The 13662-nt window shown below is 72.4% G+C and carries 6 protein-coding genes; 2 read left to right on the top strand and 4 right to left on the bottom strand.

The annotated features are described in order from the left end of the window. The first annotated feature begins 386 nt into the window (after positions 1–386). Complete coding sequence (locus tag NR798_RS42335; protein ID WP_375768285.1) at positions 387–1166, top strand: DNA/RNA non-specific endonuclease; 780 nt, start codon at positions 387–389, stop codon at positions 1164–1166. 55 nt (positions 1167–1221) lie between these two features. Here the strand turns inward: NR798_RS42335 and NR798_RS42330 are convergent, their stop codons facing one another. Further along, entirely contained in the window at positions 1222–3501 is a 2280-nt protein-coding gene (locus NR798_RS42330) for a vanadium-dependent haloperoxidase (RefSeq protein ID WP_375768284.1), read from the bottom strand. A 143-nt stretch (positions 3502–3644) separates the two neighbouring features. Here NR798_RS42330 and NR798_RS42325 point away from each other — a divergent pair, with 143 nt between their 5' ends. After that, entirely contained in the window at positions 3645–4394 is a 750-nt protein-coding gene (locus NR798_RS42325; RefSeq protein ID WP_375768283.1) for an alpha/beta fold hydrolase, read from the top strand. Positions 4395–4418: 24 nt separating this feature from the next. Here the strand turns inward: NR798_RS42325 and NR798_RS42320 are convergent, their stop codons facing one another. The 3 genes from NR798_RS42320 to NR798_RS42310 all read right to left on the bottom strand — a co-directional run bounded on the left by NR798_RS42320 (position 4419) and on the right by NR798_RS42310 (position 13597). Continuing rightward, positions 4419–9566, bottom strand: coding sequence for a kelch repeat-containing protein (locus NR798_RS42320; protein ID WP_375768282.1), 5148 nt, complete (start codon positions 9564–9566; stop codon positions 4419–4421). Between the two features lie 177 nt (positions 9567–9743). Further along, positions 9744–12608, bottom strand: a complete 2865-nt coding sequence (locus NR798_RS42315) for a carboxypeptidase regulatory-like domain-containing protein (RefSeq protein WP_375768281.1) — start codon at positions 12606–12608, stop codon at positions 9744–9746. A gap of 74 nt (positions 12609–12682) precedes the next feature. Next, positions 12683–13597, bottom strand: coding sequence for a lipid kinase (locus NR798_RS42310; protein ID WP_375768280.1), 915 nt, complete (start codon positions 13595–13597; stop codon positions 12683–12685). Positions 13598–13662: the final 65 nt, after the last annotated feature.

Genomic DNA, 13662 nt, shown 5'->3' with positions numbered 1-13662 from the left:
CCGCTCCCTCTCCCTCTGGGAGAGGGTTGGGGTGAGGGTCTCCTCCCGGTCTGGTGAGTGGCTGGAGCATGGACGTGGAGCACTCCACGCCCCGCTCCCGCCCGCCCTGGGAGGGGGTCCTGCTTCCTGATTTCCCACCACCGTCCTGAATGCCGCCCTCCGCCGCTCCGAGGGAGTGCACGCCACCCCCATGGCGTGCGCCCCCGGGGCTGGACGGGGCACGTCCGTCTGCGCGGCTTATGCGGGGAGGGCCATTTCAGCACGTTTTTTGCATAGAACTGTACTAGTACGTATTCCGCAGAATTGTTGCAAAGCGTTTCTCTCTTTCTTGGTATTCAAGACCGGGAAGTCGGCGAACCCCCCCCGGTGAGGAAGGACCAAGAAGAATGCGCTCCCTGAACAAGCTCTCTGTTGCGGCGGTGTTGGGCCTGTTGGTCGGCGGTTGCGGAGTCACGGGCACGGACCTGGGCGGCGAAGGTGTCGCCAGCCAGATGGAGCAGGACTTCGGGGGTCCGGACGGCCTCATGGAGTTCTTCCAGAGCCACTCGGAGGAGGAGATCCGCGAGGCGCTGAAGCCCTACGGCATCGGGTACGTCGTGCGCGCGCCGGTCACCGAGATGACGATCAGCGACTGCCCGAAGTACTTCCCGACGGCGGACCGGAACATCTGGTTCAACTTCGACGGCGAGTACTACCTCATCGACGGCTCGGGCCGGCCGAGCCGGGCGTACAAGTACCTGCCGCCCATCACCGCCGCGGCGCGCAACGACTCCTGCCAGTTGAGCGTGGGGCAGTGGGGCGACGCGGAGAACCCCAGCAACGACTATGACGGCGGGCACATGATCGGCTCGCAGCTCGGTGGCTGGGGTGCCCGGGCGAACCTGGTGCCCCAGGATGCCAACTTCAACCGGGGCAACTGGGTGACGCTCGAGAACAAGATGGCCACGTGCGGGAGCCTGCCGAGCGGCCGGATCCGCTACTACATCGGCGCGAACTACCCGAACTCCACCGCGCTCATCCCCAACACCATGACGATGGAGCTGCGCAACCAGTCCACGGGCAGCTACGTGGCCCTGTCCTTCCAGAACGTGGACTACGGCGGCACCAACGGCACGAACGAGAAGAACCGGGGCGTGACCTGGCTGTCGGGCCAGGGCTGCAACTGAAGTCCTGAGCCCCGCGCCCCCCGCGTTGCCACGGGGGGCGCCCCACGCGCCTGCCTCAGGCCGGTTCCACGTTCCCGCCGACGACGCGGATGCGAGCGCCGTCGAAGCGGGTGAGCAGGAAGAAGGCGTCGTCCTCGTTGACGGTGAGGCTCAGCTCCCGCAGGAGCCCGAGGGCCACGCGCTCTCCGAGCAGGAGGGACTCGCAGTAGTCCGTGCGCCAGTGCACGCCCGCGGCGTTGCGGAAGAGGGCGATGTTGCTGGCCAGCTTGTTGAGCTCGCCGCCCACCGTCATCTGCGTGCGGTCCGCCTCCGTGTAGGCCACCAGGGCGGTGCCGTCCGCGTTGGCCATGAGGGGGTTCTCGATGGGCGCGCTCTCATCGAAGTACGCCTTGAGGAGGGTGGCGCACGCGCCGGAGATGGTGGCGTGGCCCGCGCCGTAGGCCGGATGGAGGGGAGCGCCCTCGGGGTAGGCCTGCGGCAGGAGGAAGGAGCCCCAGCGCTCGGAGAAATACGGGCTGAGCAGGCCGGTGGACAGCGAGGTGAGGATGGACGTGTCCAGCGGGTAGGTGCGCCGGCCGGACAGGTGGTTGTCCACGCGCCCGCCGTACTCCTCGGGCCGCAGCCGCCGGTGCACGCCCCACTTCTGCCACCACACGGCGCGCCCGGCCCGCCCGGACACCTCGATGAGCAGCTGCAGCAGGTGGAGGGGTCCGAAGGTGGTGAAGCCCACCTGGGTGCGCGAGTCGCCCGCGGTGCCCGGTGGATCATAGGGGTTGCCCTGGTCGCAGGGGAACTCCTTGTCCACCTGGGGCCGGCTGGCGCCCATGCCCGAGAGCTGGTTGCCCATGGGCTCGGAGAGCAGGATGAAGGCGGCGTTCAGGTACGCGTTCACCACCTGGTCGAAGTGGACGAAGTTGGCGCCGTCGCGCAGGTTGCGGATGAAGCGCCGGTCCGTGGTGTCGAACTGGTCCTTGCCCCGGTCATCCCGGCCGTTCTGCACGGCGAGCCAGGTGGTGAACTGGGTCAGGTAGTCAGCGGCGGCGCCGAGCTCGGCGCCCTTCACGGTCCACTGGCGCTGGTCGATGACCTGGGCGCCGTAGGTGATGTAGCCCTCGTCGGCGTCACGCCCCTTGCCATCGGGCTTGCGCGGGTCGCTGTTGCCCTTCCAGAGGAACTGGGAGACGTAGGGCCCCACCTGGTCGCCCGGGAAGATGCCGCGGAAGAGGTTCCGCGCGGTGACGGTGGGGGTGCCGCCGAACAAGGGGAACTCGGTGGTGAGCGAGCGGATGGCGCGCTCGATGATGCTGTTGGCGACGCCCGCCTGGGCGGCGTAGTCGCTGAAGGGGACGTCGCGGGCGAGCGCCATCCAATACAGCTCGCCCATCTCCGCCGCGGCCCGCTTGCTGTCGAAGCGAGGCGCGGGCGGCTGGGTGACGGCCTGGGCATCCGGGCCCGACAGCTCGAAGGCGAGGCCCGCCTGGGGATTGACGAGCTTCAAGGCCCCCGAGGGTTGGAGGATCTCCTCGAAGTCACCCGGGTCCCTGCTCTCCAGGGCCCGCAGCAGCGAGCCGTAGGAGATGGGGTCCGGATCGCCGAGCGTGTCGTGCTTGAGGCCCTTGGAGAAGTTGCCGATGAAGGGGCGGTCCGGGTAGTTGACCTCGTCGTTGTTGTTGAAGTGGTCGGGGTGGGGGCGCTCGGCGGCGAGCCGGGCGGCCTTCTCGCGGGTGGCCTGGGCGGACAGGCGCCGCTCCTCCACACGCCGGGACGGGCGCTCCGGCGGGGTGTTGAAGCAGTCGAAGATGGCCAGGCCCGGTGAGGAGGTCGCCTGGAAGCAGCCCGCCTGGAGCTCGACGGTGAGGGCGGTGAGGGCGGCCCGGCCCGCGTCATCCAGCTGTTTGCTGACCAGGGCGGTCCACTCCCGCCCGTCGGCCGAGACCTCCCAATGGAGCACTTTCGCGGACTCGCGCATGCGCCACCAGCGGTGGCGTTCCGGATCGTAGGGCGGGCGCGCGAGGATCTCCCCGTGCAGGCTGCAGACCAGCTCGCCGCCCCCCACCACGAACGAGACCCTGTCGCTCCCCGTCCCCCTGGCGAACAACTGCGTCTCGGCCGTGGGCGACGACTGCAGCAGCACCTGGCTGACCTCGACGTGGAAGAAGGAGTCCGTCAGGTCATACGCGGCGGTGGCCCTGCACCCCCCGTAGCCCGGGAGGCCCCCGTCCGGTTTGAACTCGAGGCGGCGGTTCACCTCCTGGACGGGCCCGTAGGTCAACCACTTGGAGGTGTTGAGCGAATTGTCATTGAAGTTGTCGGTGAGCGTATGCGCTTTCGCCACGGTGGACCCCTGTGAGGTTGTGTTTGTGAATTCTGGGGTCTGGGTCTGACATGGTTTGAGGCCGTGGAAGGGGTGATATGTGTTTGGAATAGGATGGTCTGAGGGGGTGTTCAATTCCTGGCAGTGCAATCGAGGAGTCACGCATGCACACGGCGCGGACGTTCGAGCTCAACGGTATCGAGATGCACTGCGAGGTCCGTGGGGAAGGCGAGCCGCTGGTGCTGCTGCACGGTGGCACCGGCGCGGGCAGTGACTGGCGCTACGTCTTCGACGAGCCGCTCGAGGGGTACCGCACGATCGTTCCGGACCTGCGAGGCCACGGACGCTCGACGAATCCCGCTGGGACGCTCACCTTCCGCCAGGTGGCGAGTGATGTGCTCGCGCTGATGGATCGCCTCGGCATCGAGCGCTTCAAGGCCATCGGCATGAGCCTCGGCGCCAAGACGCTGCTGCATGTGGCGACCGCTCGGCCGTCACGCGTCGACGCGATGGTGCTCGTCAGCGCGACTCCGTACTTTCCACCGCGGGCCCGGGCCATCATGGCGCAGAGCAACGCCGAGACCCTGACCGACGCGGAGTGGCAGGTACTGCGGCAGAAGCACGTCCGCGGCGATGAGCAGATCCGCGCGCTGTACGCGCAACTGCGGGCGCTCAAGGACAGCTACGACGACATGAACTTCACGCCGCCGTACCTGTCGACCATCACGGCGCGCACGCTCCTCGTGCACGGGGACAGGGATCCGCTGTATCCGGTGAACCTGGCGGTGGAGCTGTACACGGCCATCCCGCGCGCGGCGCTATGGGTGGTGCCGAACGGCGGCCATGTTCCCATCTTCGGCCCGATGGCCCCGCGCTTCCGCGAGACGGCGCTGGAGTTCCTACGGGCCGGGTGAGGGGTGCGCAGGAGCCCTTCGGAGTCAATGCGTGATGATGAACTCCACGCGGCGGTTCTCGCTTCGGCCTTCCGGCGTGTCGTTCGATGCGACGGGACGCGACGGACCGTAGCCCCGGGCCTCGAGGCGAGAGCCCGCGATGCCACGCTGGATGAGGTAGGCCCGCACCCCCTCCGCACGCTCCTGGCTCAGTGTGAGATTGAGCTGTTCCTGTCCCGAGGTGTCCGTATGGCCCTCGATGCGGAGTGAGACACCGGGCCGCGACTTCAGCAGCGCGGCGAGCTCATCCAGCATGAGCATGCCATCCCCCTGAAGCTCGGAGCGGCCCACCGCGAAGACGATCTTGCGGCCCTCCAGGGAGAGCCGCTCCTCCTTCACCGCGGGCGGGACAGGCTCGGGGCAGCCCTGCCGGCCCGGCACTCCCGCCTCGTTCGGGCACCGGTCCAGCCGGTCGACGACGCCATCGCCCTCCGAGTCCCGGTCCGGGCACCCCGCGTTGTCCGGCGACCCCGCCTCCAGCGGACAGCGGTCCGCCTTGTTGGGCACGGAGTCACCGTCATCATCGGAGCCGGGGCACTGCTCGGGCGTGTGCTTCCGCCCGCGCTGGCAGACGTCCTCGGGCGGAGGGTGGTGAGCCCAGGCGATTCCCACCCCCGCCCGCCAAGAGGGCGTCCCCGGGATGTCGGTGAAGCCTCGCCCGGCGAGCGCGCTCACCTCGAAGCCATGTCCGATGGGCAGCCGCACCCCCCCGAGCAGCTCCACCGCCACGTCCGGGTGCACCAGCGACTCCGCCACCTGCAGGGCCAGCTCGCCGCGAAGACCGCCACCCCGGGTGGCCACCACCAGCCCCTGCTCCAGCTCGGTGCCTACGTCGCGACCCGGCTCGACCTCCTTCGATCTCACCCGCGCGCCCACGCTGGCCCCCAGCACGAACATGCCCACCTCGCGCCCCAGCGAGACGCGGGGCGAGAACTGGAACCCGGCCCAATGCTCCTGGCGTCCGAACGCACTCGCCCGCCCCCCCGGAAGCCCCACGTCGAGCCCCACCGCGAGGGACACCGGTGCCCCTTCGTCGCGCCGGAGCAGCGAGTAGCGCCCTCCCACCTCCGGCGTCCCCAGCCCCGAGGACGAAGGTTCGGAGACACCGACCAGCGTCTGCGCGCCATGGCCACCCTGGGAGAGGATGACCGGCAGCCGGGCGGACAGCTCCAGGCGCTCCACCGGAGACCACGCCCCCATGAGCCAGGCCGACGTCCGGTAGTGCAAGAGGGACCGGCTGTTCCCATCACTGCCCTCCAGCACCAGGATGCCGCGCTCGTAGTGGGTCAGGAGGCCGAGGCGATAGCCGCCCTCGGGAAGCAGTCGTCCGGAGTCCACCAGCAGCGAGTCCGTCGCGGCGGCGCTGAGGCGCAGGCGCTCCACGTCGAACGCAACCAAGGGGCTGGAGGGAGTCTGCCCCGAGGCGCTGGTGGCGGCCAGGGCCGCGACGAGCACACAGGTCCGTGCCGTTTCACGCCAGGGAAGGTCCTTGCGGCGTCGACGCCCCGCCCACGAGGCAAGGACCGACAGCACGACCAGCGCCGCGTCCGCGCCTCCACCGGCGGCCTGACAGCCGCCGCCGGCAATCGACACCACCCGGGCTTGAACGGTCACGGCGAACGAGCAGCTCGTCTGATTGCCCGCCGCATCCTCCGCTGTCGCGGTGACCGTCGTGTGCCCCAGCGGCAGGGTGCTCCCCGACGGCGTCGAGTACGTCACCGTGGGATTCGCGGTGATGGCGTCGGTCGCGGTGGCGGGGGGATACGTCACCGGCGCCCCCGCTGGCTCCGTCGCCTCCACCACCAGGTCCTCGGGGCAGGTGATGTCCGGAGGCGTCTGGTCTGCCACGGCGAGCGTCACGGTGGCGACGTTGCTGTCCAGACCGCAGTCGCGTGCCTGGAAGGTGAAGCTGTCCGGCCCCACGTAGCCCGGGTCGGGCGTGTACGTGACGGAGGGCGGCGTGCCGCTCAGCGTCCCGTGGGCTGGAGGGGTGACGATGACGAAGGTCAACGGAGGCTCCGCCTCGGCATCCGTCGCCACCAGCGACAGATTCACGGGCTCGCCGTACGGCGCGGAGACCGTCAGGTCCCGCGCCACCGGCGCGGTGTTCTCCACCACCGTCACCATCCGCCCGCTGCCTCTCGCGTTGGCGAAGACGGAGAGCGCATGGGAGCCTGGCGTCGCGCTGGCGGGAATGGACACCGTCACGCCGGTGGCGGACATCTCGGTGCCTGGCAACGTCCAGAGCCGGCGTCCCTCGGCCGCCTGCAACCGCACCAGCGGGAAGTTCGTCGCGGAGTCCTTGTGATCTCCCGTGCTGGCCCCGGAGATGCCCCGGAACAGCGTGCCGGTGATGCGCGCGGAACAGCCGCGCGGCACCACGTCGGGCCCCGTCACCACCGGACGCCAGGCCGGCTGCGCCCCGGTGTCCTCATACAGCTCGGCGCTCGCCAGCCACACGCCCGCGGCGCCTTGCCCTCCCAGCGCGAGCACCTCGTTCGAGGGCAGCACGACGGTGTCGAAGCGCAGCCGCTGGGCAGCGAGGCCCGACGCGGGCTTCCAGGTATGGGTCGCGCCGTCGTACAGCTCCGCCGTGGCGAGCACCGTGCCCCCCGGCCCCTGGCCTCCCCCGACCAGCACCCGGCCGGATGGCAGCAGCGCGGCCGAATGGAGTGCGCGCGGGCTGGCCAGTGTCCCCGCGGGGGCCCAGGTGTTGGAGACCGGGTCATACACCTCCGCCGACGCCAGCTCCGTCGCGAGCGAGGTCCCCGCCACCGCCAGCACCCGGCCCGACGGCAGCAGCGTCAGGGTGAAGGAGGCCCGTGCCTGCGAGAGGCCCGCGGCAGGGGCCCAGGTGTTGGAGGCCGGGTCATACAGCTCCGCCGAGGCCAGCGGCGCGCCCCCGTTCTCACCACCCGCCACCAGGACCCGGCCGTCGTGCAGCAGCACGGCCGCGTGACGCGAACGGGGCGTAGCGGCCGATCCGGCGGAGCTCCACGCGTTGGCGACCGGGTCATACAGCTCCGCCGTCCCCGTGCCCGCGCCGCCCACCACGAGCACCCGGCCCGAGCCCAGCACCGTCGCGGTATGCCCATCCCGGGCGGTCGTCATCGAGCCCGCGGGCGTCCAGGCATCGGCCACGGGGTCGTACCGCTCCGCCGAGGCCAGCGGCCCCACGCCATTCCCACCTCCGGCGGCGAGCACCTGGCCGGACGGCAACAGGCTCAGCGTGGCGCGCTCGCGTGCGGTGGCCAGGGAGGCGGCGGGAGCCCAGGTGTTGCTCGCGCGCGTGTAGCGCTCCGCCGTCCCGAGCACACCACTCGCGCCCCGGCCCCCCGCGGCGAGCACCTGGCCGGACGGCAGCAGCACGGCGGCGGAGCCTCGGCCCTGCGCGAGATTACCGGCCGGAGCCCAGCGGTCGCTGGAGGCCTCATAGAGCTCCACGTTCGCATAGAAGGTCAGGCTCGGGTTCGAGCTGTAGCCACCCATGATCAGCAGCTGACCCGTCGTCAGCAGGGTGGCGGTGGCATTCTCGCGAGCCACCGCCATCGTACTGGCCGCGGCCCAGGACCCTGTCGCCGGGTCATACAGCTCCGACACGGCCTGCGCGTTGCGCGCCCCGTCCGAGCCACCCTGGACCAGGACCTTGCCATTGGGCAGCAGGGTGGCCGTGTGCCCGTTTCGCGGATGGAGGAGCGCACCGGTGGCGGTCCACGTGTTGGCCACCGGGTCATAGAGCTCCGCGTGGGTGGTGACCCCCGCGCTCGTGAAGCCTCCCGCGAAGAGGACACGGCCATCGGGGAGCAGCGTCGCGCTCGCATAGTGCCGGGGAACCAGGGGAGGTGCCGCCAGCGACCAGGTCCCGGCGGCGGGGTCATAGAGCTCCGCGACGGGCACCTCGCCCAAGGCGCTGTTGAAGCCGCTGGCCACCAGCACCCGGCCGTCCCTCAGCAAGGTGGCGGTGTGCGCCCGGTGGGCGACGGACATGGAGCCGGTGGCGGTGAAGGTGTTCGTCGCGGCGTCGTAGAGCTCCGCCGTGTTCAGGTTGGAGCCTCCCGTGACGAGCACCTGCCCCGAGGACAGCAGGGTGACGGTGGACAGGCTGCGAGGCGCGGACATCGCCCCCGTGGCGGACCAGGAGTCCGTCGCGGCGTCATGGATGCGTGCCGACGGGCTGCCGTCCATCACGACGAATGCCCTCCCGGTGGGAAGCAGGACACTCGACGCGATGTTGCCCTGGATGCCTGGACTTCCGGCGGAGGCCCAGGTGCCGGTCTCCGGGTCGAAGCGCTCGGCGGAAGTCACGAACCCGGTCCGGTTGACGCCGCCCGCCACCAGGACATCGCCGCCGGGCAGCAGCAGCGAGGCGTGCTGCGCCCTCAGGCTCGCCATGCTGGCCGTCGACGACCAGCCCGGGTCCACCACCAGCGGCGCGGTGAGCCCCTCGAGGGAGACCTCGGTGACGAGGCCCACGCGGGGCCCCTCGGCCTCGAACACGTGGGCGCGCGCCGCCTCGCGCACGCCAGACAGCCGCACACTTCCACGGCGGGACCGGCCGTGCGCATCGCGCACCTCGGAGGGATGGAAGCGGAGGACGGGCCGCCCCCGCGCGTCGAGGAACTCCACGTACTCACCGGCGTCATGAAGGCGACGCACCGAGGGCGGGAGCGTGACGTGGTACTCCGCGCGGTGGAGGCCCTCGGAGCCGTCCACAATCCAGGCCTCCTCGAGGCGCGAGGTCCGCCACCCCTGGTCCACTTCCGTGGAAGTTCCCACCGGGAACCAGAGGTGCCGCTCGCCCGCGAAGGCCACCGCCTTCTCACGGCGCGGCGCCGGGGCGTCGTCGGGGCCGGGCGACTGCTCGACCTGGAAGGTCAGCCCGCGCGTCGTCAGCGTGAGCGAGCCGCTCCCGGTGAGCTGGGCGGTGAGCGCACGGGCCCGCGCGGCGGAAGCAGGCGCGAGGTGGGCTCCGGGGGGCTCCGTCACGTCAGCGGCGAGCTCGGGGAAGTAGGCCCGCGCCAGGGAGGCCGCCTCCGACGAGGATGGCAGGGCGCCCTTCTCCTCGCATGCGAGGACGAAGACACCGCAGAGCACCACGAAGAGGAGGCGTTCCGAGACCCAACCAGGCTGCATTCATCCTCCAGGCCCATGCATGCGCCATGGGATGGCGCGCCGTAGGGCGAGCCACACGCGGAGTCCTCTGCGTGTGGCTCGGCGTGTATCACGCTTCGGCCGGCGCCGAGGCGCACTGACACGCCCCCAGGAGGAAGCTCCTGGCCATCTCCCAGGAGGAGAGGGGAACTCCACGGGTCAATCGGCCCGGGTCAACAGCAGCGTCTGCTCCGCGCCGCCCTCGCGCCGCACCGTCACCTGCACCGGCGTGCCGGGTGCGCCCTGGGTGCGGCGCTCCGCCTCCGTGCGGTTGCGCACCACCTGCCCATCCACCGACAGCAGCCGGTCCCCCACGCGCACGCCCGCCCGGGCCGCCGGGCCCTCCGGCGTCAGCCACGCCACGGACACCCAGCCCCGGTCCTCGCTGAAGCCCGCCCCCACGCTGCCCGCGTTCGCCTTGCGCGCCGTCACCTGCACGTCACCGAGCTCCACCGCCTCGCTCGTGGCCACCGTCACGCTGCGCGTCTCCGGCCTGCCCTCCGGCGCGAGCAGCTGCACGGTGTGCGCCCCGGGCGTCACGTCCTCCAGGCGGAAGCGCCCGTCGGGTCCCGAGCGCGCATCGGCCGCCGAGCCCGGTGGACGGTCCAGGTAGAGGCCCACTCCCGGAGCCGCCACGCCCGAGGGGCTCCACACCACGCGCCCCGAGATGGAGGCCGCGCCGCCCGTCAGGGGCACCTCCACCTCCGCGCGCTGTCCCGGCGAGAGCGTCACCTGGGCCTCGCCCGTGCGCCCGTCCGTGGTGCGCACGCTCACCTTCAGCGGCTGTCCCGGGGCATCGGTGAGCAGGAACTCGCCGCCGGGGAACGTCCGCTGCGTGTCGCGAGCCCACGCCGGGACCGAGCCGTCCGCGTTGAGCAGCCGCAGCGTGAAGCCACTCGGCGCCGCGCCGCTGCGGGCCACCACGCGTCCGCGGAGGGTGGCCGCCGGTTGCAGCTGGAGCTTCAGCTCGCCCGCGCCCTCCGGAATGGGCAGGGGAACACTGAGCCGGCCCGCGTTGTGCGCCTGCAGCGTCAGCGTGGTGGGCTGGGGGTGGGGCGGGACGCTGAAGCGCCCCTCCTCGTCCACATCCAGGGGGATGGAGAAGGCGAAGTCCCCCGCCTGGCTCACCACCACCAGGGCCTGGGGGCTCGGCGCTCCCGAGGGCTCCAGCACCACGCCGTGCAGCCCGCGCTCATCCAGCAGCGTGAGGTCCATCATCACCGAGGCGCCGGGCTCCACCGTCACCGCCGGGTCATCCACGTGGTGGTAGGTGTAGCGCGCGCCCGGCAGCACGGCGGTGAGCTGGTAGACGCCCGCGCGCAGCTCGAGCTGGTAGTGGCCCTCCGCGTCCGTCTCGGCGAGGCCCATGTCCAGCAGGCCGCCGGAGCCCTCCTTCGCCATCGCACGCACCACGGCTGGCGCGGGCAGCGGCGCGCCCGAGGCCTGTGTCACCCGGCCCTGCACCATGCCCGTCTCCGAGAGCGTGAAGTCCACCCGGCCCCGCGCGCCCGTGGCGAGCTGCGTGGTGCGGCTCGTCCACACGGCCGAGGCGTCCTGCCTCGCCCGCACCCGCACCGTGCCCACCGGCAGGCCTTCCAGCAGGAAGGTGCCCGCCGCGTCGGTGCGCGTGTAGAGCTCCTCGCCCGAGGCGCCGCGCAACGGGCCCGCGCGCACGCTCACTCCGGCCAGTGGCCGTCCCTGGCCGTCCGCCACCGTGCCCTCCACCGATGCGGTGCCCTCCAGGCGGAAGTCCGCCACGGTGTACCGGTCCGCCTCCACCACCAGCCGCTCACTCGAGGTGTCCGTGTGGCCCGCGGCCATCACCCGCACGTCGTAGTCCCCCGGCGGCAGCTCCAGCGCGTACTGGCCCGCCGCGTCCGTCCGCGCGCGGCCCAGCTCCCCGCCCGCACCGGCCGGGCTGGCCACCAGCCACGCGCCCTCCACGGGCCCGGCGTCCGCCACCCGCGTCACCGTGCCGGACAGGTGCCCGGCGGCCCCGAGCCGCACCGTGATGTCGCGCGCCGTCTCTCCTGGCCCCACCCCGATGAAGCCCGGCGCCCGGCCTACCTGGCCGCCCTTGCGCGCCGTCACCCAGTACGTCCCGCCGGACACCTCCAGGGAGAAGCCGCCCCCCACGCCCGTGGTGGTGCGGAAGTCGGTGGGCCCGCCCAGTACCCGCACCTCCGCGTCCGGCACCGGCTGCCCGTCCGCGCCCACCACGAAGCCCTCCAGCGTGGAGGCCGGCCACAGTCCCACCTCCAGCTCGCCCGAGGCGGGCACCGGGACGAAGCGCATCGTCCGGCGGCTGAAGCCGGCGGCCTCCGCCACCAGCTCGTAGCGGCCCGGCGCGAGCCCGGTGAAGTCGAAGCGTCCCTGCGCGTCGCTCGTGGCCACCGCCACCTCCTCGGGCAGCGCGTGGGCCTGGGCCGAGGGGCTTCCCGGCTCGGTGTAGGGGCGCAGCGTCACCTCGGCCAGGGGCACCGGCTCGCCGCGGCCCTCGGCCACCGTGCGCCCCCGCAGCGAGACGCTGGCGGGCAGGGACAGCTCCACCACCGTCTCCGGCTCGCCCCGGGGCCGGGGCACCTCGCGCCGCGCGGGGGCGTGGCCCTGGGCCTGGGCGCTCAGGAGGTAGAGGCCCGGGGCCGCGGGCAGCCGCAGCGTGCCGTCCTCGGCCGTCGTCCCCTCGCCGGCGCGGCGCCACGAGGGCTGGCCCGCGCTGTCCTCCGGCCCCTTCAACCAGGCCCGCACCCGCGCTCCCGCTACGGGCGCGCCCGCGGCCCTCACCCGCACCACGAAGCTGCCATCGGCCAGCGTCGCGGGCGTGTCGAGCGGCGGCGTGGGGCGGAGCGGGACGCGGGCCGGGGTGTTGCCGGAGGGGCCCGGGCGCGTGGTGGCCCGGGTGGTGCCCACCGTCGCCGTGCCGGGCGTCTCCTCGCCCGGAGCGGGGCGCAGCCACAGCAGGAGGAGCCCCGCCACCGAGAGGGCGGCGGCCACCAGGAGCGGAAAGAGAGGACGTTGGCGCACGGGCTTCTCCGCGGGGACGGACGGCCCCGTGGGGAGAGCCTAGCCGCGAATCCGGTGCGGGCCGAACTCCCGGCTCAGTGGGTGGTGGGCGGAGCGGGCGCGTAGACGCGGAGGGCCGAGGGGGCCAGCTCGAAGCGCACCGGCGTGTGGCCGATGATTTCGCCGTCCGCGTTGATGTCCTGCGCGGGCTGCGCGTCCACGTACAGGTGCGTGCTGTGCACGGAGGTGACGGCCGGGTGGCTCACGTGCTCGCCCCGGCGCAGGGACAGGGCGATGCGCGCCAGGGTGGAGACGTCCTGCATGTGGCCCAGCCCGGTGCCCTCGCGCCCGGACTCGGAGGAGGGGGCGGTGATGGTGTAGGCGTCCAGGCGGCGGTCATCCAGGCGGGACTCGGGCGTCACCACGTTGCCCGCGCCGTGGTAGCGCCCGTTGCCCACCACGAGTTGGAGCACGTCCAGCTCCAGCTCGCCGCGGTCGGTCGTCATGCGCACGTGGAAGGGCTGGTGCTCCCAGAGCTCGGCGACGGCGGCCACGGGGTAGGCCAGCTTGCCGGCGCGCCGTTTGAGCTCGGGCGTGAGCCGCCGGGCGATGGCGGTGGCCAGGCCGAGGCTCACCGCGTTGAGGAAGGGCCGTCCGTTGGCGAGCCCCACGTCCACGCGCGCCGTGTAGCCGGCGGCGATGACGTCGCAGGCGGCCTCCAGCGTGGGGGCGATGCCGAGCGAGCGCGCGAAGTCATTGCCCGTGCCCAGCGGCAGCACGCCGAGCGTCACATCGCGGCCGAGCAGGTGTTGGACCGCGGCGTTCAACGTGCCATCCCCGCCGCCGATGAAGATGCGCCGCACGCCGGCGTCGAGGGCCTCGCGCAGCACCCGGTCCATGTGCTTCTGGCGGGAGAGCCGGTGGCAGCCCGCCAGGGGGATGCCGCGGTCCGCGAGCGCCGCGCGTGCGGCCGGGAAGGCCTCGCGGCCCATGCGGCACTTGCTGTTCACGACGAGGAGCGCGGGCCCCTCGTCAGGGGCGCTCCGCTTGGTTGGCGCCGTGAGCGCGCCCTCTG

The sequence above is a fragment of the Archangium gephyra genome, from assembly GCF_042230915.1.
Taxonomy (GTDB): Bacteria; Myxococcota; Myxococcia; order Myxococcales; family Myxococcaceae; genus Archangium; species Archangium gephyra_B.
The sequence above is the reverse complement of the archived record's forward strand: the minus strand, read 5'-3'. Positions and strand labels throughout refer to the sequence as shown.

Bases quoted from the DNA above. Each gene is read 5' to 3' on its own strand.
- NR798_RS42335 (WP_375768285.1), top strand. From the start codon at position 387: ATGCGCTCCCTGAACAAGCTCTCTGTTGCGGCGGTGTTGGGCCTGTTG.
- NR798_RS42325 (WP_375768283.1), top strand. From the start codon at position 3,645: ATGCACACGGCGCGGACGTTCGAGCTCAACGGTATCGAGATGCACTGC.
- NR798_RS42320 (WP_375768282.1), bottom strand. From the start codon at position 9,566: ATGCAGCCTGGTTGGGTCTCGGAACGCCTCCTCTTCGTGGTGCTCTGC.